The 26,144-nt window shown below is 48.6% G+C and carries 17 protein-coding genes; 6 read left to right on the top strand and 11 right to left on the bottom strand.

The features are described 5' to 3' along the window. Positions 1–190: 190 nt before the first annotated feature. Positions 191–2,500 (top strand): amino acid permease, encoded by a 2,310-nt coding sequence (locus tag STSP1_RS08300; RefSeq protein WP_085755910.1) that lies wholly within the window; start codon positions 191–193, stop codon positions 2,498–2,500. A gap of 114 nt (positions 2,501–2,614) precedes the next feature. Here STSP1_RS08300 and STSP1_RS08295 read toward each other — a convergent pair whose 3' ends face one another. From STSP1_RS08295 to STSP1_RS08250, 10 genes are all read right to left on the bottom strand, one after another. After that, positions 2,615–5,221, bottom strand: coding sequence for an amino acid adenylation domain-containing protein (locus STSP1_RS08295; RefSeq protein ID WP_085755909.1), 2,607 nt, complete (start codon positions 5,219–5,221; stop codon positions 2,615–2,617). Between the two features lie 425 nt (positions 5,222–5,646). Then, positions 5,647–7,104, bottom strand: coding sequence for a tetratricopeptide repeat protein (locus STSP1_RS08290; RefSeq protein ID WP_123807018.1), 1,458 nt, complete (start codon positions 7,102–7,104; stop codon positions 5,647–5,649). 9 nt (positions 7,105–7,113) lie between these two features. Next, a complete protein-coding gene (locus STSP1_RS08285) occupies positions 7,114–7,779 on the bottom strand; it encodes an energy transducer TonB (RefSeq protein ID WP_085755907.1) in 666 nt (221 codons plus the stop codon). 11 nt (positions 7,780–7,790) lie between these two features. Beyond that, complete coding sequence (locus STSP1_RS08280; RefSeq protein ID WP_085755906.1) at positions 7,791–8,204, bottom strand: ExbD/TolR family protein; 414 nt, start codon at positions 8,202–8,204, stop codon at positions 7,791–7,793. Positions 8,205–8,258: 54 nt separating this feature from the next. After that, complete coding sequence (locus tag STSP1_RS08275; protein ID WP_085755905.1) at positions 8,259–8,888, bottom strand: MotA/TolQ/ExbB proton channel family protein; 630 nt, start codon at positions 8,886–8,888, stop codon at positions 8,259–8,261. After that, positions 8,888–10,339 carry a MotA/TolQ/ExbB proton channel family protein gene (locus STSP1_RS08270; RefSeq protein WP_085755904.1) on the bottom strand — a complete coding sequence of 484 codons (1,452 nt, stop codon included), beginning with the start codon at positions 10,337–10,339 and terminating at the stop codon, positions 8,888–8,890. The genes STSP1_RS08275 and STSP1_RS08270 overlap by 1 nt, the downstream gene beginning before the upstream one ends. A gap of 17 nt (positions 10,340–10,356) precedes the next feature. After that, a complete protein-coding gene (locus STSP1_RS08265; RefSeq protein ID WP_085755903.1) occupies positions 10,357–11,169 on the bottom strand; it encodes a DUF3450 family protein in 813 nt (270 codons plus the stop codon). A 145-nt stretch (positions 11,170–11,314) separates the two neighbouring features. Continuing rightward, the gene (locus STSP1_RS08260) at positions 11,315–14,380 is read right to left on the bottom strand and encodes a TonB-dependent receptor (protein WP_085755902.1); all 3,066 of its coding nucleotides are present in this window, start codon (positions 14,378–14,380) and stop codon (positions 11,315–11,317) included. Further along, entirely contained in the window at positions 14,374–15,678 is a 1,305-nt protein-coding gene (locus STSP1_RS08255; protein ID WP_085755901.1) for a hypothetical protein, read from the bottom strand. The genes STSP1_RS08260 and STSP1_RS08255 overlap by 7 nt, the downstream gene beginning before the upstream one ends. Positions 15,679–15,765: 87 nt before the next feature. Then, positions 15,766–18,888 carry a hypothetical protein gene (locus tag STSP1_RS08250; protein ID WP_085755900.1) on the bottom strand — a complete coding sequence of 1,041 codons (3,123 nt, stop codon included), beginning with the start codon at positions 18,886–18,888 and terminating at the stop codon, positions 15,766–15,768. 777 nt (positions 18,889–19,665) lie between these two features. Between STSP1_RS08250 and gatC the strand changes: the two genes are divergently transcribed. From gatC to STSP1_RS08225, 5 genes are all read left to right on the top strand, one after another. Then, entirely contained in the window at positions 19,666–19,959 is a 294-nt protein-coding gene (gene gatC / locus STSP1_RS08245; RefSeq protein ID WP_085755899.1) for an Asp-tRNA(Asn)/Glu-tRNA(Gln) amidotransferase subunit GatC, read from the top strand. A 190-nt stretch (positions 19,960–20,149) separates the two neighbouring features. Further along, positions 20,150–20,527, top strand: coding sequence for a four helix bundle protein (locus STSP1_RS08240; protein WP_085756689.1), 378 nt, complete (start codon positions 20,150–20,152; stop codon positions 20,525–20,527). An 87-nt stretch (positions 20,528–20,614) separates the two neighbouring features. Beyond that, positions 20,615–22,090, top strand: a complete 1,476-nt coding sequence (gene gatA / locus STSP1_RS08235; protein ID WP_085755898.1) for an Asp-tRNA(Asn)/Glu-tRNA(Gln) amidotransferase subunit GatA — start codon at positions 20,615–20,617, stop codon at positions 22,088–22,090. Positions 22,091–22,704: 614 nt separating this feature from the next. Continuing rightward, positions 22,705–24,075 carry a uroporphyrinogen decarboxylase family protein gene (locus STSP1_RS08230; RefSeq protein WP_085755897.1) on the top strand — a complete coding sequence of 457 codons (1,371 nt, stop codon included), beginning with the start codon at positions 22,705–22,707 and terminating at the stop codon, positions 24,073–24,075. A gap of 13 nt (positions 24,076–24,088) precedes the next feature. After that, a complete protein-coding gene (locus tag STSP1_RS08225; RefSeq protein ID WP_085755896.1) occupies positions 24,089–24,988 on the top strand; it encodes a CobW family GTP-binding protein in 900 nt (299 codons plus the stop codon). 467 nt (positions 24,989–25,455) lie between these two features. On the opposite strand, the gene STSP1_RS08220 is transcribed toward STSP1_RS08225, so the two are convergent. After that, positions 25,456–26,136: a PEP-CTERM sorting domain-containing protein gene (locus STSP1_RS08220; protein ID WP_085755895.1), complete on the bottom strand. Its 681-nt coding sequence runs from the start codon at positions 26,134–26,136 to the stop codon at positions 25,456–25,458. Positions 26,137–26,144: the final 8 nt, after the last annotated feature.

Genomic DNA, 26,144 nt, shown 5'->3' with positions numbered 1-26,144 from the left:
TATGAACGAAGGGATAATAGCAGGTTTAATAATAGTTGTCAGCTGCACGGCTTTTGTGCTTCTTTCTGCCTTCTGGGCAAGGTCCAGAATAAATAAGATGGCTCAAAACGGCTACGGCTCTGCCCGTTATGCGCTGAAAAATCTACGTAGAAGCAAGTCTTGAGCAGTCTGTTTATAGAGAGACCAACTGATGGCACGTAAATCACGCCCTTCCCCAAATCCTACCCCAGAACTATCACGAGAGCTTTCATTGTTCCACATCATAATGATGGGTCTTGGTATGATGATTGGAGCGGGGGTGTTTCTCGGGATGGGTATATCCATAGGCGAGGCAGGCCCCGGCGGGGTTGTGCTCACATTCGCGCTGAACGGCGTTTTCGCAATGCTCACAGCGATGAGCTTCGCCGAGCTGAGCTCTGCGATACCGCGGGCAGGCGGGGTGTATAATTTCGCGCGCATTGGCTTCGGACGCAACGCAAGTTTCCTCGCAGGCTGGATGGAGTGGTTCGCTTCGAGTGTTGCAGGGAGCATGTATGCCCTCACCTTCGCTATATACAGCATCCGGTTTGTGGATGCCCTCGGCTGGCTGAATCCGCTTTATGAATCTTTCGGCGGCGATCCGGAAACCGTTATTCTGGTAATGGAAAGGCTTACAGCAGTAATAACTGCGGGGCTTTTTGTATATATAAACTTCAAGGGCTCCTCGGAAACTGGCAAGGCCGGTGCAGTGATAACGATGGGGCAAACGCTTTTTGTTCTCACAATCGGTATTTTCGGGGTGGTTGCCGTAGTTCAAGACCCATCCAGACTCCAAAACTTCACGCCATTTATGCCGGAGGGCTGGTCTAAGCTGCTGGTAACGATGGGTTTCACTTACGTTGCCTTCGAGGGGTATGAGGTGATTGCTCAAGCGGGCGATGAAACGATAGACCCGAAAAAAAATCTCCCAAAGGCGATGATATATTCTGTTGCTATCGTAACGATTATTTATGTTCTGGTAGCCTTTGCCACGGTGGTATCGGTAAAGGCGGGCAGCGAAGGGGTTGGCCAGATGGCTCCTTGGGAGTGGATCGGGCAGTTCAAGGAAAAGGGCTTCGGCGAGGCGGCCGCAAGGCTTATGCCTCTGGGGAATTTCGTGCTCACTCTCGCTGTGATTTTCTCCTCCACCTCCGCCCTGAACGCCACTATATACTCGGGAACAAGAGCCTCATACGCCCTCGGGCGAGACGGTATGCTTCCGGGATTCTGGTCTCGAATACACGAGAAAAACCGCACCCCATACGGCGCACTTATCGCAACAGCAGCAATAGTAATATTTACGGCAGCCTTCCTGCCTACTGAAGATGTAGCTTCCAGCGCCAGCATAATGTTTATGTTCCTTTTCTTCATGGCCAATCTCTGCGTTATTAAGATTCGGCTCGGGATGGGCGATGAGCTTGAATACGGCTTTATGATGCCGTTTTTCCCCGTTCCGCCGATCCTTGCTCTGATTATGCAGGCTGTGCTTGCTGTGTGGCTGGTGCATATGAGCGTAATAGCGTGGGTGATCGCACCTATCTGGATTATCGCAGGCCTCGCTATATACCTGCTGTATTCAAAGAACAGGGTTATAGCGGCAGATCACGAGATAACAATCTTTGATGAACAGAGAAACTACAAGCCCAAGGGGTATCCTGTGATGGTGGGTCTGGCAGATCCGGATAACGCTGTGGATCTGGTTAACGGAACATACAAGCTCTGCGCTTCAAAGAAAAAGCCGCATGTGGAGCTGATTCATATGGTTTCTGTGCCCGAGCATATATCTCTCTCTGAATCGGAAGAATACACCGAACCGGGAAGAGAAGCAATTACCGAGGCTATGCTCTATCTCTCGATGCATTTCCCGCTGAATACCACAATCCGCTACTGCAGAAATATAGCACGAGGAATCGTTTCAGCGGTAAAGGAGAAAAAGGTTAAGCTGCTTGTTCTGGGCTGGCACGGCAAACCGGAAGACAGACTTTTCAACATCGGAGCAACGATAGACCCGATAGTAGAACGGGCGCCCTGCAATGTGGTGATTATCAAGGGCTCGGAGAAATCCAAACAGAGATACAAGAGCGTTCTCGTGCCTGTTTCAGGCGGGCCAAACTCCGCCTATGCAGCGGAAATAGCTAACATAATGGCAGAGCCGGATGCGAAGGTAACTATGCTGAAGGTGGATACAGGGCAGAAAAGGGGCTTCAAGCTCAGGGAATTTGCGCTCAATCAGGCCATGAGGCTCAGGCTCAAGCCGGACAGATTTACTACCAAAACAGTAAAAGCGAAAAGCTCGGTAATAGCGATTCTAAGAGAAGCCAAAAATCACGAGCTCACCGTGCTCGGTATGACAAACCGCCCTCTGGGACAGTTCCGCGGGCTCTCTGTACCCGAGAAGATCGCCTGCAGGACATCCAAGCCTGTGGTTATCGCTAAGGCAGGCGGGAAAGTGGATTCGCTGTTCAAGCGAATATTCTCTTGAGCGATACTTCGGACAGTTTCAACTCGCAGAGGCGAAAACGAGAAGACGGGAAGTTCAGCGGATAAAATCCCGCTTCACTGCCTGAAAAGAAAGAGAAACGTGCAGAATCAGCAGCTAAACGCTGATGTCTTCGATCATTTTTCTCAGCCTTAGAGCGATTTCGCTGTTTTCCTTCATCAAATCTTTATGCTCTCCCGGGATAATCTCGAGCTGCAAGTGATCAACAACTAATTCCCAGCCGAGTTTCTGCCCTCTTAGTTTCCAAAGCTCGCTGTCCTGAGCCTTGAAAAGCACCACTTTATCGTCATAACTGCCTGCTTTATATGCATAAGCGGCGGCTAAATTATGGTCATACACTTCTGCTCGATTTGATACATATCTGTTTTTGAATTCTTCGTCCTGCTCATCAAAATGGGCTCCAATCACATCTGCTGCAAGGTCGGATTCCTTTGTCTTGAGCCTTTTTACAATTTCTTTGGTCATTTCGGCTGGGCCGAGGGCGATAAGGTTTTTGATAATCGTTAGATACTGACGCAGTTTCTTAGAGCCGGTAAGTTTGGCAGGGGCATCTATGAGCGCCAAAATTTCCACCTGCCTGCCCTGTTTTCTGAATATTTTGGCCATTTCATAAGCAACCCAACCCCCAAAGCACCATCCTACAAGGGCAAACGGCCCTTCCGGCTGGATTTCATTCAGCAGTTTAACGTATCTGGAAGCCATTTGCTCGATTGTTTTGTCTGCCTGATCAATATGCCAGAGCCCGATAGACTGAAAACCGAAGCAAGGCTGGTCTTCGCCAAGGGTGTGCACAATATTGGCATAGCCCAGTATGTCGCCGCTGGTAGAATGGAGGAAATAAACAGGGGCTCTATCCTTTCTGCCCTTGTTCAGAGTTACTATGCACTTCTCATCTGAGCTTTCTTTACCCGCTACCTTGAATTCCAAAAATGCAGCAAGCTGCGATATGACAGGATAATTTATCACCTTTTCAAATGTGAGAGTAAGCCCGCGTTTGCTTAAAAGTGCTTCCATTTTTATAGCCATCAGAGAGTGGCCGCCGAGGTCGAAGAAGTTGTCGTAAATCCCGAAGTCTTCTCTGCGTAGGATTTGTTTCCAAGTTTCCCAGAGCACCTCTTCCATCGGGTTTCTGGGCTTTACAATCTCATCTGTTCTTGAATGCCTCTCAATCCGGTTATCTACAACGTCTGCGAGCAGTTTCTTCCTGTCTATTTTACCGTTTACATTCAGCGGCATCTTCTCTAACACGTAATATCCGCTTGGTCTCATGTAAGTGGGGAGCTTGGAGGAAAGGAAATCTGTGAGTGATTTCACATTGAACGGCTCTGATTTCGGCTCTATGAAGCAGTAGAGCCTGATGCCGTCATCTTCTTCTGATGCAACTATTGCAGCGGAATTGACGTTTTTGCTGTCCAGAACATACTTTTCGATTTCGCTGAGCTCAACCCTGAACCCGCGGATCTGAACCTGCAAATCCCGCCTTCCAACATAATCGATATTACCATCCGGCCGCATCTTTGCAACATCGCCGGTTCGGTACATTCGATTGCCCTTTATGATTGGGTCCGGCACGAATACTTCGGCAGTTTTCTCGGGCATACCGGCATACCCCCTTGCAACGCAGCCGCCGCTGATGCAGAGCTCGCCTTCCTCTCCATCCTGAACGGGATTTAATTCTTCATCAAGGATATGTATAACGCAATCGCCCACTTCCTTTCCGATGTGGGGATATTTGCCGTCGTCTTCCGGCGAAACCAGCCCCGCTGTAACAGTAACTGTGCATTCTGTAGGGCCATACTCATTGTACAATTTAAACGGCAAATTAGGCAAAGGTCTTACTCTGAGCCTGTCGCCCATAGTTCGGACTGTGCGAACTGGGCAGTCCTCAGGCCATTCTAAACGAATAGCCTTTTCAGCAAGAGGGGTGCCTAAAAGGGCCACTGTTATCCCCGCACTGCACAGCCACTCAATCAGATTTTTAGGCGAGTAAACCTTGGACGGAGGTGCCACGCAAACCCTCGCTCCAACGGATAATGTGCTCCAGACCTCCGAGACCGAAACATCAAAACTGAAGCTCGAAACAAGGCTTGCAGCATCATCGCTGGTTAACTCGTGAAACTCTATATTCCAGTCTATCTCCTGATTGAGATTTCTGTGCTCTATTTCCACACCCTTGGGTGTACCCGTTGACCCGGAGGTGTACATTGAATAGGCAAGGGTGTTTGGGGGATAATCAACCGATATGTGCTCTTTGGGAAATTCTGATTTGAGAATTTCATCAAGATCTACCTCAATAATCTCACGGCCTTCAGCCCATTTGGGGGGATTGCCCTTGATGCAGAATAAAACATTCATATTCGAATTTTCGGCGATATATATCAGCCTTTCGTCCGGATAGTCTGCATCAAGCGGCACGTAAGCTCCGCCCACCTTCATCACAGCAAGCGCAGAAACGACAGCCTCAACGCTTTGGCCGCAGCTTATGCCAACTTTCTCCTCCATTTTGATTTTTCTTGAAAGCAGCTCTTTTGCAATGACGTCTGAAACCGATATCAACTCTGAAAAGGTTATCGAATGATTTTCGTCGCTCACTGCTGTTTTATCAGGAAACTGCTCAGCAGCCTTGGACACCCTTTGAGTAACGTTTAGAACTTTCTCTTGCAGTGATTGATCAACTTCCGCAATGCCTTTGGTACTTTCCATTACAAACTCCTTTTATACCAACAATGTAAAACGGGGATTGATTTGTTTCATAATTCATCTTTCTTGTCGTTTTGATGCTTTAATTAGCCGCAAACTAAATCTACCGGCTTAATCGCTTATTTCAACATAAAACGAATAAAAGGCAAGCTTTTTTTGAGGGTTATTACTGCGAAGGCTGAGTTAAAACTGTATAAACCAATAATTCACAATGGTTTGGGCTGATCCTCTCAAGATGGGCACACATAGAAAAGGACGTTCCATATTTCATCAGGAGAGGAAAACCGCTTGCACCCTGTTTTGATAATCGCGCACGTAATAGTTCGCCCACACAAAAATCATTTGCAGGCCTCGTTTGCTTTGCGGTGAAATATAAAATTGACTCCGCTGAATCCCGGGATAAAAATTATCCCGCATCCTCGCTATGCTTATCTCTGCTTAGCAATTCTTTCCACCTGTTCGAGGTATTTCTGCACATTTTCCCGCGGCTCTAAAGTTTGCGCCCTTCTAAGCAGAGGAAGGGCCTTTTTATACTGCCCGTTTCTCACCAGCAGCTGGCCGTGGCGGAGTTTGGCGTCTGCTTCGCAGCCTTCAATCTTTGACGCTCTTTCGAAGTAGAAGATTGCCTTCTCGTCATTGCCTTTTCTTGCAGCGTTCTGGCCGAGGAGTATGAGGGCTTCCCCATCAAGCGGGTCCAGCTCAACAATCTTCTTGAGCACTTCCACCTCTTCTTCGCCTTCACCTTCAGCCACAGCGATTCTGGCCTGAATCTTCAGCAGCTCCTTGCGTGTTTGGTCTTTCATTGTATCAGCGTACAGCTTTTGAATCTCTTTTATGAGCTGCTTTGTTTCTTCCATTGCAGCCCTTGCCGAAAGCACCTTAGCTGAATATATTGCCCTTTCGAGGTTTTCGTCGGGATTTTTCTTCATAGCTCTAACATAGCTGTCTGCAGCCATATCGTAGAGCTTTTCATTTACGTATATATCCCCGAGCATATTCAGCGTATCTGCGGTGGATTTGCCGAGATGGTCAACAAATTCGAACACCTCCGCCGCCTCAAGCGGCTTATTCTGTCCGATATAGGCATTTGCCTGAAGCAGCCAGAGATCTGGGCGGTCGGGATTTTTCTCTATCAGTTTCCCGCACAGAGCAGCGGCAGCGCCGAAGCGTTCCTGCCTGAAAAAGCTCCTTGCCAAGCCCATTTTCCAGTCGAGTGTTTCAGGATCTAAGAGGATTGCCATCCTGTATGCCGATTCTGCCGAAACACTTTTACCCATGGATGAATAGCAAAAGCCGAGCAGTCCGTAGGAGATGGAGTCTTTCCCGCCCAGCTCAAGATATTTAGTGAAGGCTTCAGCGGCCTTTTTGTGGTTTTTCAATCTGAAGTGAATAAGAGCAAGATTCTTCCATGCCCTGCGGAAACGCGAAAATTTCTCAACAGCGTTATTATAAGGCTTAATGGCCTTTTTGAGCTCTTCGTTCTGGAAGTGAATATTTGCAAGCGTAAAATCAAAGACAGCGCTTGAGGCCTCGCTGATCTGTTCTTTTAGCATTTCTGCCGCTTCATTCATCTTGTCTTCAGAGATCAGATCCATAATCTCCATCATCACCTTGCGTTCAGACTTTGTAACCCTGGGTTCAACCTCGGTTTCGGCCATATAGCTCTCAGCGAACCTCTTCTTGAATTCCGGATCGTTCCAGATTTTCAGGTCGAGCTCTGTCATGGCAGACTTCTCAGGCTTGAGTTTGATTTTGCGTTTTTCAGCGCCTTTGCACGGAGCTGAAACAACGCACAGCAGAATCAGCAGCAAGACTGCGGCAAAAACGCTTCTAACACTGTTTTTGGGCTCTGAATCATTCAAGTTTACCAGCATTTCTATCTTCATATTTTTCAATCATCCTTTCGGAAATGTTATAGGTACACGCATACGGAAACGAACGGGGCTGCCGTTTCTCTTACCCGGCTCAAATTTCCACTTCTTTACCGCTTCCAGCGCAGGCTTCTCAAATATCGGATCGGTTGACCTCTGCACCTTCGGCTTTTGAACCCTGCCGTTTTTATCAACTATAAATATAATATAAACCTTGCCCGGAGCTCTTTTTCTGAGCTCCTTGCTCATCCTCGGGCTCGGCCTGTATATAGGCCTGGGTTTCTGGTCGAGATCTGATATGGAAAAAAGCGCATCCACATCTTCCCCGCCTGCAGCAGCTGTATTTAACTTAACGGAAAAATCGCCGGCCATTATCCCGCCGCTGAACCCCGGATTCAAAGCAAGCTCAAGCTGGTCGAGTGCAAGAGGCTGGCTCTGTTCGTTAAGCTCGGGCGGCTTTTCTTCTTTCTCAGGCTCTTCCGGCGGCTCCTCCTCCGGCGGGGGAGGCGGCGGGGGGACATTCGCAACACCCACATCCTGAATCACCATATCCGTCTTCGGAGGCTTGCTTATTGTCTGCAGTATAGGCAGAAGCAGGAAAAAAAACAGCGTGAGGGCAGATGCGCATATCAGCACAAAACCAAACCTGAAGAATGCCTTAACAGGTGAAAACTTTTTCCTCTTGGTCATAAACTACCTGCTCACCCCTGATTTTTTCTTGTTGCAACGCTAACCTTCTCTGCACCTGCAAGCTTAGCCTCGTCTATAATTCGCACCAGCAGCCCGGACTGGGAATTAGCGTCGCTCTGTATGATCACTGGGATATCTTCCTTCTGCAGCATCCGCTTCACGAGAGGCTGAACGCCGCTGATTCCTATCTCACGTCCGCCGTAAACCACCTCGCCTTTGTCTGTAAGGGCGATAAGTATGCTGTTTTTCTCAAGCTTCACCGAGGAGGCCGCCTGAGGCTTATCTACCTCCACGCCGGTTTCCTCAACGAATGTAGTGGTAACGATGAAGAAAATCAGCAGGATGAAAACGCAGTCCATAAGGGGAGATATATCGATCCCCTGTTCGCTGCCTTCATCTGAACTTACTTGACGAAAACGTCCCATTTTATCCTCGCTATATTATCTTTTCTAAAACTAATATATATAATCTGAATCTAATCAGCTCTTTCCGTTCTTTTTATGGAGCTTCTGCGTACAGACAGTTTCCATATGTGCAAGGAAGGCCTTGTAGCTCTCGAATTTCCGAGTTATCATATACGAAAACAGCAGCCCGGATAATGCAATAATCAGGCCGGTTTCTGTGGTTACAAGCGCCTCGGATATGCCTTCTGCCACCATCCCCATTGTTTTATCCCCGCCAGAGCCCTTGGCGAGGGCATCAAACGTGGACAGCATACCGGTTACAGTTCCGAGAAGGCCGAGAAGCGGGGCTGCGCTGACGCAGATCTTGATCACCCTCAAATCACGTACGAAAGGCTTTGTTTCGCTGGAATGGAGCTCTTCGAAATAGCTCCTCATTTCTTCCACAGTGTTTGCCGAATCAACAAAATCAAGCATCTCTCCGATATGACCTTCACGTTTCTTTGGATGGTTGATCCAATGCCGCCAAAGCTTTTCTTTCACCCTTTTGAATCCCTTGGCTGAAAGCTTAAGCTGCACGTTTACAGAAAGCGAAAACATAACCATCGCAATAAACGCAATAGCCACCATACTCCAGCCGCCGCTGATCCATATTGAAACAGCCTGTTCGGATAAGGCGATTAGATGTTCTCTGAGAACTTCAGGCATTATTCATCATTCCCCGCAGCTTGCAGAGTTTGCTTTTCAGAAGCGCCGGCATATTTGGATCTGCTTACCTGATTCACCAGAGCCACAGCGCTTTTCTCCATATCATCTATTATCCCCTTCGCCTTTCTTGAGAGCAGAGCGTGAAGCAGCAGGGAGGGTATCGCAACTATCAAACCGAATTCGGTGGTAATCAGAGCCTCTGAGATACCGCCTGAAAGGGTTTTAACGTCGCCCGAGCCGAAAACTGTAATCAGCTTGAATGTGTTGATGATTCCGGTTACCGTACCGAGAAGGCCAAGAAGCGGGGCAGATGCAGCGCTTATCGAGATAAACGGCAGGAATCTTTGCAGCTTAAGTCTGCTCGAGAGAACCGTCTCATACATCACCTCTTCAATGAGCTCCGCGGGCTCTTTGAGGTGCTCAACTGCTGCATTAAACATTCTGCCGAAAGGCCCCTTAAACTGGGCTGCCTTAACTCTGGCAAGCTCCTGATCCTGTTTGTAAACCGCATCGAGCAGCTCATTGAACCTCTTCCTGCTCGGCTTGCGTACGAGGCTCAGGCAAATCCATTTCCATATCGCTATAAGCAGAGCCAAACCTGCCATACCAAGAATCGGAACCATCACTGGCCCGCCCTTCTGTATATGCTCCCAGATTGTCTGCTTGGTTTGTTCTATTACATGGGCATTCCCGAGGGTAGGGTCGAGGGGCAGATAGCCCTGCTTTGTGGTTATAACCTGCGAGGCGGCCTGAGCGTCTGCGGGATTCCCGAAAGAATTAACTGAGGGCTCAAGCGAACCGAGCTGCTGGCTTACAGTGCCCGCAACTTCTCCATCACCTGAGCGGAAGATGGCCGCCGGGCCTGTCATAACGAAAGTTCCGGGCTTAACAAGCCCGCTCTCCCCGACAGCCTTGCCGTTGAAATGAGAACCGCCCAGCAGCTCTTCGATTCTATCAAGGGAGGTTTCTATCAATGAAGCCTGAGCATTGTAAACCTCTTTCTTTGAAAGGTTGCTGTTCTCCGGAGCAAGCTTGGCAGATTCGAGGGTTTCCTTGTATTTCTGCATCTCGGCTATATGAAGCCTTGATTCGAAATTTCTCGCATATTCGCTGAGAAGGTTGGAAAGATATGTTGCTTCCTCTTTGCGGGATTTGATCTCAGAGCGGAGATTGTTCAAATCCAGCGTACGGCTGTCCAGCATTCTCGTTGTCTGCTGGTAGTCCCTTCTGGCCTGCATAAGCTCCGATTCCAGCTCGCTAACCTTCCTGCTTAGAGGAACTTTCTTGTCTGCAACTTCTTCCCTAATCTGTTTGAGCTCGTTGAGGCTCTCTTCAAGCTTCTTATCAACAGAGCTGGCGGCCTTTGAGAATGAACTCTCAGCCTGCTGAGCAAACACAGCACAGCAGCAGGCGATAACAGCTAAAACGATAATTTTATTTACTATTTTCATTTCCGGTTATTCCAATACTACTGAATTTCAACGGGCAATTTCACAAACGAGGCCACCTTCTCATTCTTGAGAATCGCTGCGGCATCAAGTATATCCTGAGCAGCTTCGTTCTTCTCACGCCAGTCCCACTCGCCCTCTGCCGGATAGCCCACACCTGCGACTGTTCCATCGGAGCTGGCGTAGTAGGCATGGCTTATGCCGATATAAAGGGTTACAACCTCAAACGAAGAGCCGTCTTCAAGCTCCCTAACTTCGCTGTGGGCTGAAATCTCGCGGTTGAATTTATCTACTTCATTAAGAATCCCCACCACATTCTGAAAACGCTGCGACATAGCTGTTTCTGTTTTTTCGGGGTTTTCAGGCAAACGCTGACTTAGCGGCTTCACCTTGCTCTTCAGCGGGGCAGGCAAACGCTTAATCAGCTCTTTGGTTCTGCCCTCAAGCTTTACAATCATATCAGAAAGCGAAGAAGAGGCCTCTTTGAGCTTATCGTTCTCCTTCATCATTTCCTGACGCTTCTTGTCAGCCTCTGCAATGCTTTCTTCAGCATCCTTTTTCTTCTTCTCCAAGCTTTCAATCTCATTTTGCAGAAGTTCGATCCTCTCATTGAGCATCTCCCTGCTGAGCTTGAAGTCGCGTTTTTCCTCAGAGATAAGGCGCTTTGTTTCCACCCATTTCTCAATCTTGGTTTTCGCGCTCTCAATATCGTTCGAGCTCGCCTGCTTTGGCTCTGCAGCAGCTGTAAGAAGCAGTACAATGCCCCCCAGCATAGCCAGAGAACATAAACTCCTTAAGCGTCTCTCTGAAAAGAATATTTTCAAAGACTTCATTTTTTATAAACCTTTGCTGTAAAAAACATTTTTTCTTTTTTCAATAGATTGCCCTTATATGCCTGTATAAACCATTCATCATAAGAATATGAGAAGTTTAACAGCACTTAATTAGCGATAGATTAACAGTTTGTTAGCTGATTATTTAAAAACGAGCACTCAAGCTCACAGAAAGATCAATCCCCTTGGTGTAAGAGGTTTTTGTAACATCGCCGTCGATATAGTCCGATCTGTAAACGCTCTCAATCTCCGGATCGAACAGATTCTTCGCCTTTAGGTTCATAGTCCATGTATCGTTGAGCTTGTGCTTGAGACTCATATTCAGCGTCCCGTATTCTTTTTCGTAAACGTTAGGCAGGTAATTACCCACAGACTGGGAGGCACCTGCAACGAGAGTATCGCCTCTTACTGTATAAAACAATCCAAACTGCGTTTTGGATTCATTCAAATCCCAAGTTAAGAACAGATTGTACAAATACTCCGGAGCATTTGTCATATCACGCGTCTGCATTGGAGCCTGAATGTTTGGTGTTTCCAGCTTAGCGGCCTCATCATCGGGAAGAGTTACCTCGGAGCTGATAAATGTTGCATTAGCTCCGACTGATACACCTTCCATATTCTCAAAGAATTCGATAAGGTCCTGGCGGACTTCAAACTCAAAACCATCAATCTCACCCTCAGGGTAATTCACCGGATATGTGTAGGTGAAGTTGGCGTAGCCCTGCACATACTCGATAGGATCGGTGATGTCCTTGTGGAAGTATGTAGCAGAAACGAGCCCGCCTTCGTAAGGGGTATAATCAAAGCGGAGGTCATAATTCTCCAGGGCACTCATCTGAAGGTCTTTATTACCAATGAAGATATCGCCGCCGAGATAATCCTGATTGGTTATCGGAACAAGCTCCTTGAAGGTCTGACGGGCAACTGTTTCAGAATAAGAGCCGCGTACCTTAATCTTTTCAAACGGCTTATACTCAAACCCGATTGAGGGAAGCATATCGTCCTGCTCGAATTCCGCTCTTGCAAGTGAATAGAATTCTTCTCCATCTGTAGCCTGACTTATATCTCCCGTTTGAGGAATATAAACCTGCGCAGAAGGGCCGGCCTCTGTAATGTGGCTGGAAAGCTCGGTGCTTTCAAAGCGCGCCCCGCCTCTAAGCTTAAACTTCGAATTCAAAGGCACGTCTGCCATATAGTAGAATGCTGAGATTTCCTGATCTGCCACGAAATCTATATCAACGCCGGAAACCTTCAGCGGCTCATCAAAATAATTGCTCCAGTAGTCGTCCCAATTAAGCCCCGGGTCGCTGTCAACAAAGGTGCTGTCGTTAGTGAAAGATTTCTGCTGATAATCCCTTGCAACAGTATCGCTGAATATTCCAAACTTTAAGTATCCCTCGTCTTCTGTCCACTGCTCAAACGGAAGCTTTAAATCTGCCGAATACTGATCGCTCTGTTCCTCAATGTCTTTCCAAGTTCTCTGGAAGTTGCCCATATTCATATTTGCCGCTGGATTGAGCTGTTCATACCTGCCCGGCTCGGTGTGCGCAGGCACTTCAGGCGAGGGGCTCGGCCAAAAAGTAGGAGGCTGATACGGCACGTGGTATGGAGCAACCCATCTGGCTGAAAACATCCTTTTATCCGGCTGATGCATAGCAGCAGTATTATTTGAAACAGTCCAATCAAACTCTACGGGCTTAAAGCGGAACCAGTCTGCCAGCTCCCAGCTTAGATCCTCAAATTTATGGTCGCCGGAGAATTGAATCGTTTCTGTAGTTCTCTCGGTATATTCGAGTGTCTGGTGTCTTTGATAAGCAGCGTGGTCCTGATATTCTTTATCGTTTGCTGGATGGTGTTCATCGTATGGGGCGTAATTATCAAATTCAGACCCGTAAGCATCCGGCCAGAATTTATGCAGACCGGACTTGCCTCTTGTGTCTTCCGAGACAGTGGCCTCGTCCTCAGCGGTTTTGGTGTACATATAAAGTGCGTTGAATTTGTGCGTGCCGATCTCAAGGCCTAAAGTTCCAAGCGTGCTCCACTGCACCTGATGCGAGGCCTGGGTTACATCGAAAAGCGATGTTTCAAAACGCCCAGTTCCCGGGCCGCCTCCGCCTCCGCCTCGTTTGTCGTTGTATCTGGGAGTTACACCCTCCCCGGGCTCTTCTACCCAGTACTTGTCATCAATCATATCATCTTTGTAGCTGGCGCTTCGTTTGTAGTTTGCGCTCAAGAAGCCGCCAATCTTTATATCTTCAGCAAAGGCATGCTTGCCCCCGCCTGAGAGAGAAAAGCTGTATTCCTGCGGCGAATCCTCTGTCTTCGTGCCCACAGTATCATCCATCGAATCGATAGAGGGTACAGCGGTGCTCCTGCTGCCTAAGGTGTCGAGTCCGCCTCCCTCGTAGCTTAAAAACTCATCTTCGCTGAATGCGTTTGAGTTGTAGTCGTAGCCAATACCGAATTTGAAAGAAGTCTCTTCCGGTATTCCCTTTAGAACTACATTAACCGCCCCGCCGGAGGCATCGCCCTGCTGGTCGGGGGTGAAAGTTTTGCTCACCTGAATACTCTCGATCACAGCCGAAGGGAACTGATCAAGCTGCACAGCTCGTTTATCCGCATCCGCCGTTGGAAGGCGCACGCCGTTCATCTGGGAGTTCACGTATCTGTCCGGCAGGCCCCGCACGACGGCATATTTCCCGTCCTGCACTGTAGTACCGGATACCAGCTTGAGCGCACTTGCCGCATCGCTCGCACCCGCCTGGCTCATCAGCTCAGCGCTCACCGAATCCATAAGCGCCGGGGCCTCCATACGCAAATCAAGCAGCGCAAGCTCTGTTCCTGCCCCGAAGCTCAAATCCTGAACGACGAATTCTTCCATCTCTGTAAAATCGCCGGTAAGCGAGACATTAACCTCGCTCATCCTCCCGGGCGAGACAACCACATCAGACTTCACCTGACGGGCATATCCCTGCTTCGAGAAGATTAAGGTGTATGTGCCGGGCTTGAGCTCACTGAAAACATAGTTGCCTTCTTCTGTGGTTTTGGTCTTCTCGCCTGATTCTGCGATTAAAACCTGCGCCTCAGCTACCGGTGCATCAAAATCCTTGTCATCAACGTATCCTCTCACCCCGCCTGCCTGCTCTGCGAAGGCAGCGGCGCTGAATACGCTGAATATGAACAGTAAAGCTGCGCTTTTAGTATTTACCATGGAACGCTCAGGCTCCCTTTAACTTCCTCGATTTCAGCAAGCAGTTTCTCGTTCGGCTTTACTTTATACTCTGCCATAGAGCAGCACACCTCGGCGAGATCTATAGCGGTAGGCCTGGAGTTGGGGTTTACCGCTCCCTCTTTCACGGCCATCGCATAAACTTCAGCGGCCCTTTCCCTTCTTTCCATATCTGCGTAAGCCTCTGCAAGGGGAGTTAGGGCTTCGCTTCGGTATATATCCACTATTTCCTCCTTCTTCTCTCTGAAAAGCTCAATCTCCTCAGCGGCCTCTGCTGCTGCCTTTTGCTTTTGTCCGGCTCTAAATCGCGCCGAAGCCACCTTTGCCGTCAGCGGCATCCTGTTCTCAACGCGCCACTTCCCGCCGGCAATCATCTCTCTTGCCTGATCCAAAAGCTCTGAAGCCTTGGCTCTGTTTTGCCCCTCAATATTAGCTTCCGCCATCTTCACAAGCAGATCAATCCTGATGAAGTAGGGAATAGTCTTCCATGAAGAGGTAATCTTATCTTCCAGAATCTGTCTGCGTGAAGAATCATCGTAAAACCTCTCGTAAAGGCTCAGGCAGGCATAAAGGGAATTTTTAACCACATCATAAACGCCCGTCTTTATCATCTCGTCAATTGAGGCGAGCTGAGAATCAAATTCTTCATCTGAGCAAATCTCAGCCTTTGTCGCAGCCAGCTTGCCAGTTTCCGCCTCAACGAGATTCTCTTCGAACTTCTCGCCGTGGTCTTTCTTGCCCAGAAGCGTTTCCGCCTGAGCGATTCGAACCTTCACCCTGTCTCTGCGCCAGTCTTCAAGGTTCGGTTCTTCTATAACTTCTTCAGCCAAGGCGAGAAACTCGTTTGCTCTGCCCTTCTGATTATTTTCTGCAAAATAATAAGCAAGATCGCCGTAACATACGCCCTTGCGCCAGTTGAGAATCTTCTCGGTCTGCTCTGCCGCTGTTTTTATCTGCCCGAGTTTTATATAAGTCTGCACAACTTTCTGCTGAGACTTGCTTCTGTCTTTGATATGCGGCTTAACAGGAATCATAGATGCCGTTTGGAAGGCAGTTTCCATAAGCTGCTTCTGGTACTTCTCGATTTGAGAATTTTCAAGGGGAGCAGCCTTTTCAGGTTTTTCAGAAATCTCGGCAGAAGCGTTTCCTTCAGCCGCTTGATTTTCATCTGCCTGATTATCCGCTGTTTGTTTATCGCAGCCTGTTAAAATAAGAGCTAATCCCAGAACGCAGGCCGCTGCGAGCATTGAAAGTTTTTTATTCACTTTTATTACTGTCATACCTTTTCCGTAAAAGAATCTGATGACAGGGCATCAAAGCCCTGCCACCAGATATTGATTATTTTTTGCCAGTCAACGAAAGATTAATTACTTAACCTGAAGCCATCCTGCACCAATCGCAGAGAGGTCTTCAACGTCAACGATACCATCGTTGTTGATATCGCCGCTCGGCTGATTCATTGAAGTATCTGTCATACCGTACTGATCGATTGCAGACCAGTTGGCGAGCCAGTTGTTGTCTTCGCTGAAACCGCCGCGGTACTGAGCAGGAACAAAGAAGCCGTCTGCTGGAGCAGCACCAACGCTTGTTACAGCATCATTAGCTGCACATGGGTTGATGAACTCAACAGGATAAACGTCTTTGCCGCCCTTAACCACTTTACCGCCGCGAACGAGCTTCTGAATCGGCATATTCTGATCCGGGCTGGAAGCCACGAAAGCAGCAGTTACGTTGTCGTTTGATCCGTCGCGTACGCCGCGGGCATCAGCTTCTGTATAGGCATCTGCGTGCATATTGCGGAAGAACACTGAATCTGAGATTTCAGCGAGGTTTCCGTCAACCTGAGCGGTGTACATAACTGAAGGATCGTTGAAATCGCCTGCTGACCAGCTGCCTGCGTTCGGCATAGCAGTTGTGGTTGAGTAGTCGTAGCTTGTTGTCCATGTATCTTCCCATGAAAGCGTGCCGTTGTAGCCGTAGCCGTTAGCTCCGTCGCCGTCGTCGCCATCGAACCTAACGAGCTTCTCGCCGAGGTCCATAAAGATGCAGTTGCGATACTGCATACGGGCGTTATCACGCCAGGTCGTACCGCCGTCGCCGTCGCCAGGGTTGCCCACTACTGTGAAGTTGTAGATAGAAGCAGTGGTTACAGGCTGGGCATCTGAGTCTTCAGCACCATCTGTCTCGAAGCAGTTGTCGCCAACACCAGAGCCTTGGCTTGCATCGATTGAGTGCCCCTGAACGATAAGGCCAAACTGAGCCTTGCCTCTCCAGCCCTGATCGATATCAAAGCTGTCATCGCCGATGTTCCAGATGTTTACATACTTAAGGCATACAGTTCCGCCCCAGATCTCGATACCGTCATCAACGTTGTTGATAACTTCAACGTGGCTGATGTCTGTTTCACGTCCGATACCGCCGAGCGAAAGACCGTTGAGCTCATTGGCAAGACCGATCACTTTACCGCCGTAGCGAAGTGAGAGGTAGCTGATTGAACCGCTGTTGTCGTTGTCGTCGTTGCCGCCGTACATCCCGTAGGTGTTGTCTGTAAGGCCTTCCATCAGCTTCTCGTTGTCGCCGGTAGGAGTCTTGGTGTTGCTGCCTACAGGGTTTCCGCCGTAGTGTGAGGCTGAGATAAGAGCGTTACCCATAAGTGTGAGGTTACCCCATTCGTTGCAGCCTTCACGGTAGGTCTTGAGATCGTCATCGGTAGAGGTCATAATAACTGGAGCATCTTCAGTGCCGTTCACATAGATTTTAGCTCCGCGTGATACAGCAAGGCTTCCGCCCAGACCTGATGTGCTCTGTACGAGCGTACCAGGCTCGATTGTGAGTGTAGCACCCGGCTCAACAAACACCTGCTTCTGGAGGTTGTAAACTTTGTCAGATGTCCAGGTCGTAGAAGTTTTGATGTTAGAATCAACGAGGATTTCGTCTCCGTTCATTGAAGTATCTGTCATACCGTAAGCATCAACAGCTGTCCAGCCTTCAAGCCAGTTGTAGTCTGAAGGGAATCCGCCGCGGTACTGAGCAGGAGTAAAGAATCCGTCATCCGGAGCTGTGCCTGCGCTTGTAACAGCATCATTAGCTGCACATGGGTTGATGAACTCAACAGGATAAACGTCTTTGCCGCCCTTAACAACTTTAGCGCCGCGAACGAGCTTCTGAATCGGCATATTCGCATCTGGGTTAGAAGGCTCGAAAGCAGCAGTTACGTTGTCGTTTGATCCGTCGCGTACGCCGCGGGCATCTGCTTCTGTATAGGCATCTGCGTGCATATTGCGGAAGAACACTGAATCCTTGATTTCAGAGAGGTTTCCGTCAACCTGAGCGGTGTACATAACTGAAGGATCATTGAAATCGCCTGCTGACCAGCTGCCTGCGTTCGGCATAGCAGTTGTGGTTGAGTGGTCGTAGCTTGTTGTCCATGTATCTTCCCATGAAAGCGTGCCGTTGTAGCCGTAGCCGTTAGCTCCGTCGCCGTCGTCGCCATCGAACCTAACGAGCTTCTCGCCGAGGTCCATAAAGATGCAGTTGCGATACTGCATACGGGCGTTATCACGCCAGGTCGTACCGCCGTCGCCGTCGCCAGGGTTGCCCACTACTGTGAAGTTGTAGATAGAAGCAGTGGTTACAGGCTGGGCATCTGAGTCTTCAGCACCATCTGTCTCGAAGCAGTTGTCGCCAACACCAGAGCCTTGGCTTGCATCGATTGAATGTCCCTGAACGATAAGACCAAACTGAGCCTTGCCTCTCCAGCCCTGATCGATATCAAAGCTGTCATCGCCGATGTTCCAGATGTTTACGTACTTAAGGCATACAGTTCCGCCCCAGATCTCGATACCGTCATCAACGTTGTTCATAATCTCGATGTGGCTGATGTCTGTTTCACGTCCGATACCGCCGAGCGAAAGACCGTTGAGCTCGTTGGCAAGGCCGATCACTTTACCGCCGTAACGAATGGAAACGTAGCTCAGAGAACCGCTGTTGTCGTTGTCGTCGTTGCCGCCGTACATCCCGTAGGTGTTGTCTGTAAGGCCTTCCATCAGCTTCTCGTTGTCGCCGGTCGGAGTCTTGGTGTTGCTGCCTACAGGGTTTCCGCCGTAGTGCGAAGCAGAGATAAGAGCATTACCCATCAGAGTAAGGTTGCCCCATTCATTACACCCTTCGTGCCAGCTGTTGAGATCGTCATCTGTGGAGGTCATAATGATTGGGTTGTCCTTAGTTCCGTTGGCGTAGATCTTACCGCCGCGGGCAACAGCAAGGCTTCCGCCGCCGCCGGAGGTGCTCTGTACGAGCGTGCCTGCCTCGATTGTGAGGGTAGCACCCGGCTCAACAAAAACCTGATCCTGAAGATTGTAGACGTTGTCCGACGTCCACGCAGTAGAGGTTGAGATATTGGAGCTAACCAACACCTCGTCAGCATTTACAGTTCCTGCAACAGCAAAAACTGCAACTGCCAGCATTAATGAGAGTTTTTTAAGATTCATAAGAACCCTTTCAAAAAAAATTGAGAAAAGTAAAAAAGTTTTAATACGCTTTACAACGTTAGCCTTCTGCCCCAGCGCCTACGCAGCCCAGGACGAAGACCTTGTGCGGAGTGTAAATCTGCTGTGTTTGCAAACTATTAGCGATAAATTCAAAAAATGTTAGCCGCGCCGGCTCGTGCAGATTAGCAGACACAAAAGCCTGAACAGTGGGGCGACAATTTTTTTTGGCAAAGCTTTTTAAAACTGATTCTATCCGCTTGTTCCCCGCCTTCGGCGGACAGGCTCTCCGCCTGAGGCGGGCCTCCACGTGCGGCTCTGTTTAAATGTTCGCTTCGTAAAATCGCTGCGGAATACTAATGACAATCAGAGCCACGCAAGAAGTCCGCCTTCGGCGGACGGAATAAGTGGATACAGACCAATTGAGAATATGCAGAAGGCCAAATAAGGCATAAGTTTTTTCCGCCGAATTTTCACACTTCGCAGGCAAGGCGCTCGCGCAGGTTCGCCTCTACTTGCCATCAAAACCAGCAGACAAAAAATCCTTAGCGAGTTTCCCGCCGCAGGCGGACTGGCTCAGTAATATAGATAGCAATAAATTCTACAAAGCATTGCAGCATAATGATTTGCATTTTGCCAAAAAATATTGTCGCACACAACAGTGGAATTGTTTGCATTTTTGCTTGAAAGAAAAATTAATGCCTGCAAAATATATATCTCTTGTATCTGCCGGGCGATAATTGCCCGGAGCAGCTATTACCACTTAATTAGGAGCATAATATGCCTGAAATGATCGACGAAAAACAGGTTAGAGAAGTAGCAGAGCTTGCAAGGCTTGAGCTTACCGAAGACGAAGTTCAGCAGTTTGCAGCTCAGCTCAGCGATATACTGGAATACATAGAAAAGCTCGGCGAACTTGACACTGAGTCTGTGGAGCCGCTCGCCCACAGCCTGCTGGTTAAAAACGTTTTCAGAGAAGATGCTCCCGGCGAAACTCTAAATAGAGAAGCCGCACTGAAAAACGCCCCTCACAGCGACGGCGAGCATTTCTGCGTACCAAAGGTTTTAGAGTAGCGAGTGGCGAGTAGCCAGTGGCAAGTTGCGGCCACCACTCCACTTGCTACTTGCTACTGGCTACTTGCTGCTTGCCACTCGCTAATACTATGAAAAATGATAAGCAGTTTAATAAAGAAGATACTAAACGACAGCCGTTAGCAATGGCTATTCGCAACTGGCCACTCGCCACTTGCTGCTTGCTAATACTATGAAAAATGATAACCCAAAATCATTCAGAGACTACTTAGTCTGGCAGAAATCAAAAGATTTGGCCTTGAAGGTATATTTAATTACCAAAAGCTTTCCCAGAGAAGAGATATATGGCCTTTCTTCTCAAATGCGAAGGTCTGCTGTTTCCGTTCCGAGCAATATAGCCGAGGGATTCGGGAGGCGGTCAGAGAGCGAATTTTTGAGGTACTTGAGGTTTTCCTCAGGCTCATTATATGAGCTGCAAACTCAGACTGAAATAGCCAACGAGCTGGGTTACATAAATAATGATACATTTGAAAGTTTTATTTCGGAATCTGATATAATAGGTAAAATGATAAGCAGTTTAATAAAGAAGATACTAAACGACAGCCGTTAGCAATGGCTATTCGCAACTGGCCACTCGCCACTTGCCACTGGCTACTTGCCACTCGCCACTTGCTACTCGCCACAATAAGGAAAAACTATGGACTTAACAAACAAAACACTCACTGAGATTCGTGATGAAATAGCTTCCGGAAAGACCACGAGCCTTGAAGTTACCAAGGCGGTGCTTGCTGATATAGAGGCTGAAAACGAGAAGACAGGAGCATATTTAGAGGTATTCGCAGACCACTGCCTCGAAAAGGCGGCGAAAATAGACCAGCGAATCAAGGCCGGCGAGAAATGCGGAGCCCTTGCAGGCGTTCCGATAGCTATCAAAGATAATATGACCACGCTCTGGGGCAAAACCACCTGTTCATCCAAGATACTCGAAAACTTCGAAGCACCCTACAACGCAACAGTGGTTGAAAAGCTGCTCGCAGAGGATGCGATTATAATCGGCAAGGTCAATCTTGATGAATTCGCAATGGGCTCAAGCACGGAAAACGCAGGCCTTGGAAAAACAACCAACCCGTGGGACAGCAGCCGCGTTCCGGGCGGGAGCAGCGGCGGAAGCGCAGCAGCCGTATCAGCGGGGCTCTGCTTCGGCGCTCTGGGCTCTGATACGGGTGGTTCAATCCGGCAGCCTGCAAGCTTCTGCGGCGTTGTGGGCGTGAAGCCAACCTACGGGAGGGTTTCGCGTTACGGGCTTGTGGCATTCGGTTCGAGCCTTGATCAGATAGGGCCTCTGGCGCGCAACACGCAGGACGCCGCCCTGCTTATGAACATAATCAGCGGCCACGACCCCAAAGACAGCACCAGCCTCAGCGAAGAGGCTGCACCAAATACAGATTTCACGCTGTATATCGATAAGCCCCTCGAAGGGCTCAAGATTGCCGTAGTGCCGGAGTTTATCGATAAGGCAAGCGATTCGGTAAGCAAGGCTGTACAGCAGGCAATTGATTTCTATTCGTCCAAGGGAGCCGAAATCCGTGAGGTTAAAATGCCGCATTCGGATTACGCCGTGGCTACATATTACATCGTTGCCACCGCTGAGGCCTCGGCGAATCTCGCCCGCTTCGACGGCGTTCGCTACGGATACCGCAGCGAAAAGGCAGAGAACTACCTCGATGTGTACACAAAATCAAGGGATGAAGGCTTCGGGGCGGAAGTGAAAAGGCGGATTATGCTCGGAACATACGCCCTCTCCAGCGGCTATTACGACGCATACTACCTCAAGGCTCTGAAGGTGCGAAACCTAATCCGGCAGGACTTCAAGGAAATCTTCAAAGATTGCGACTGCCTGCTAACACCGACCTCGCCGTCGGGAGCGTTCAAATTCGGCGAAAAATCAGACGATCCGATCCAGATGTACCTCGAGGATATATACACAATCTCAGCAAACCTCGCAGGAGTGCCGGGAGTGAGCGTTCCTTGCGGATTTGATGAGAACAATATGCCAGTGGGAATGCAGATTATCACAGACACATTCCAAGAAGCAAAAATGTTCCAAATCGCAAGGATGTTTGAGAAAGAACATCCATATCAAAACCAGATCGCACGAAAAGGCAAGGCATAGGCAGAAGATAACAGGAATAAGGCGATAGTTTTTTCGCTGCGCCGACGTATCCAAAGCATCCATCTTGCACCGATGGCTCTGGCTGTTCGTGTATGTCCGCCCCGAAAAGCGGATTGCCATACCCCGCAAACCAAAGAATATATTCTCCCACCTGTAAGATTGTTAGAAGAAAACATCAAACAAAAATCTTTCAATCTTTGTTTATTTGTGCGACAATATTTTTTGGCAAAATGCAAATCATTATGCTGCAATGCTTTGTAGAATTAATTGCTGTTTATTTGCTGCTCGTGGCAATATCATTAGAGAAAAATTAGCGCAGATTATCGGCTGAAAAATTTCTCCCCTTTGTGTTCCCCTTTAAGCCGCCGGCTCAGTCCGTAAATGCTGCGGCCAGTCTGTGATGAACGTCTGCTGTCCACTTATTTTCCGCCTTCGGCGGACAGGCTCTCCGCCTGCGGCTTTAGCAAAAAAGTGCTAACCGCTTATGACTCAAACTGTTTTTAAATCATTTTAGCACAATACTGCTACTAATAAACTGAATCGTTAAAGAATAATGCTCCCCGATGCTTTAGAATATTATCATCAAGATATATTAAACAATTAGGGGAAATATTATGACAGGCAGAGAAAGAGTATTAAACGCGATAAGGTGCAAAGAAACCGACCGCATACCTTGGGTTCCGTTTGTGGGCAGTCATGCGGGCGCGCTTTTGGGAGTAGGTGCGGAGGAGTATTTCAAATCAGCGGAGCTCATCTCCGAGGGCGCTCAGCTTGCTGCAGAGAGATACAAGCCCGATGGGCTGCCGGTAACCTTCGATCTCCAAATAGAGGCTGAGGTGCTTGGATGCGATGTTAAATACTCTCAGGACAACCCGCCCGCTGTGTTCGGGCATCCGCTGATTAAGGGCAAGAGCCTTGATGATCTGTGGATACCCCAGAAGGATGAAGGCAGGATAAAAACAGTTCTGCAGGCCGCAGAAACAATCAGGCAGAAAAATCCCGATATCGCCCTGTACGCAACAATCACAGGCCCTTTCACGCTCGCCCTTCATCTTCTCGGCACAGATATATTTATGAAGATGTTTGAGGATGTGGACTGGGTAAAGAAGCTCATCGCATACTGCAGCGAGGTTGCCAAGAAGATGAGCGAATACTATATCGAGGCCGGATGCGATGTTATCGCCCTTGTTGACCCGATGACAAGCCAGATTGGCCCGGATATGTTCAAGCAGTTTGTTTCTCCCTATGCCGCAGATATATTTGAGTTTATCAGGCAGAAAGGGGCAGCAGGTTCATTCTTTGTTTGCGGGCACGCCCAGCAGAATATCGAGGCAATGCGGGACTGCAAACCTGAAAACATCTCTATAGACGAAAATATCTCGCTCGAATTTGTAAGGCAGAAGTGCGAAGGCACGCAGGTGAGCTTTGGCGGAAACCTCCAGCTCACAACGGTTCTGCTTCTCGGCTCGGAGATTGATTCGGCAAAAGATGCGGTGCGCTGCATAGACAGCGGCGGAAAAACCGGCTTCATCCTTGCCCCGGGCTGCGATCTGCCCTATGCTACGCCGCCGGAAAACCTCGAAGCTGTTACGAAAGTTGTGCAGGATGAATACGAACAGCAGATTGCAAGAAATATTCCTGATGAGAGCATCAAGTTCGAGGATATCAGCCTGCCGAATTATCAGGACTCTCAGAAGGTAACGGTAAACGTTATCACTTTAGACTCCGAGGCCTGCGCACCATGTCAGTATATGGTGGATGCGGTAAAGACGGTCTGCGGGAAATTCGGAGACAAAGTGGAATGGCAGGAGCATAAAATCAAAACACGAGACGGGCTGAAAGTTATGGCGGCTCTGGGCGTTCAGAATATCCCCACCGTCTGCATTGACGGCGAGATTTCATTCATCTCCAGAATTCCGCCGAAAGAAGAGCTTGAAGAGGTAATCAGCAAAAAGCTCCAGCAAAAGGCAGAGTGTACTGGATGAAGGAGGTGATATTATGGCAATTTCGGTTTATGTATTAACAGGATACCTCGGGGCGGGCAAGACCACCGCCTTGAATTCGATCCTGAAAAGCGAGCAGTTCAGGGATAAGAGAATCTCGCTGATAATCAACGAATTCGGCAGAATCGGCGTTGACGGCAAACTTATCGAAAACCGCTCATTCCCGATTTACGAGATTAACAAGGGCAGCGTTTTCTGCGTATGCACGAAAACCGATTTCATCAAAACCGTTTCCCAAATCAGGGAGCAGGGAGATACAGACATCCTGATAATCGAGGCTACAGGAATCGCTGAATCCTGCGATATTGAAAGCTTTATGAACGAGCCGGCATTCAGGAAGGGGTTTGAGATAAAGGCGAATGTATGCCTCGTAGATGCGGCGAACTTCACCAAAATCGCGCCGTTCCTCAAGCCTGCTGTTTCGCAGGTGCAGTATGCAGACCTTATAAACATAACCAAAACAGACATCGCAGATGAGAATGAGATTGCTGCCGTTAAGAAGCTCGTGAGAAACTACAACCCGCAGGCTGAGATTTCCGCAGGTGTGTACGGACGAGGGCTTGCTGAGGATATCATGCAAACCAAACGCATTGAGAGAGAATCTGCCGGCATCTCTATGAAACCGCCTGAGGATGTTATAGCTGTTTCTTTCAGCCCCGAAGGAGACGCAGACAGAGAAGAATTTCTATCGCTTTTGAAAAGTCTTGAGGATAAAATCCTCAGGCTCAAGGGATATTTGAAATTTGAAGGGCAGCTTGAATATATAGAGGTAGTATGCGGGAAGGTTTTCAACAGAAAAGAACCCTCAAACAACCCCACTTCGCTTACAGTAATCGCTTGGAAAATCAGCAGAGAAGAGCTTGAACAGAAATTCAAAGAAGTACTGAAAATATAGCGATCTCTCGGCATAAAGCCAAGATAAAGGGGAGCTGCCGGTTCTAAGTGTGCGACAATATTTTTTGGCAAAGCTTTTTTAAGCCGCTAATCTCCGCTGAGATATTTCAGCCACTAAGCAGCTCTAAGCAGCACTAAGTTTTTTTAATGCGAGATTTCTAACCGCTAATCAGCGATGGTTTTCACTAATGATTTTACTGCTTGCAACTCGCCATCCGCCTCAGGCGGACTTACAGCTCTGCCATCCGCCTCAGGCGGACTTACAGCTCGCCATCCGCCTCAGGCGGACTTGCAGCTCTGCCACGAGCCACACGCCACAAAAAATCAGTGTAATCGGTGGATTATATCCTCTCCGCTTTCACCGCACCGACCACCACGGACTTCCACGGTCGCGCGCTTATCTACCAGCGGCTGACCGTGTATGTCCGTGATTGTCTTTCCCGCTGTAAAAAGCTTATGCCTTCTTATTCACGCTCTTCTTCTGCGGCGGATGAAGAGGCCGCCGAGGCCGAGAAGAGCCATCGTCGCCGGCTCGGGGACTTCCTCAATAGTAAACTCGTCGGGGGTGAAATAAAAGGAAGTAGGAGCTCCCACGCCGTCCTTAAAGCTTAAGTATAAATCTCCGCTGGTAACATCGTATGTTCCTTCACGCTGGGCTAAGTATTCCGCTGGATTAACAAACTCTCCAGTGAAGGTGTTGGAAAAGCCTGTTACTTCAAGTTCCTTTGCTCCGGCACCATATAAAGAGCTTCCTTGGGCTGTTAAACCTGATGCTCCGTAATAGATATCTGCAACACTTATACTTTTCAAATCATCATCCTCAGCGATAATGAGCCCGTATGGGCCTGAAGCCCGCTCGTAGGTTCCGCTTAAGCCGTCGCCGGAAAAATCCGCTATCAGCATAGGATCAGATGCGTGGTATTCCTCCCAGTAATTTATGTTCTCTCCTCCGCCTTCTGCGGTTGTAAAGAAATCGTTGCCTCCGCCTGTAAAGCCGTCGTTAACCACCCATGTAAAGGAATAGCTTTCTCCCTGTGTGTATCCAAAGTTAGTGCTGTCAGCAGTTGCGCTGAACGTAACCGATACATAAGCCGCCTGCACTGAAACAGCAGCCAACATCACTAAAGCGGTTGTTTTTAAATTTGCCATTAAGTATC

Source organism: Sedimentisphaera salicampi (assembly GCF_002117005.1).
Taxonomy (GTDB): domain Bacteria; phylum Planctomycetota; class Phycisphaerae; order Sedimentisphaerales; family Sedimentisphaeraceae; genus Sedimentisphaera; species Sedimentisphaera salicampi.
The sequence above is the reverse complement of the archived record's forward strand: the minus strand, read 5'-3'. Positions and strand labels throughout refer to the sequence as shown.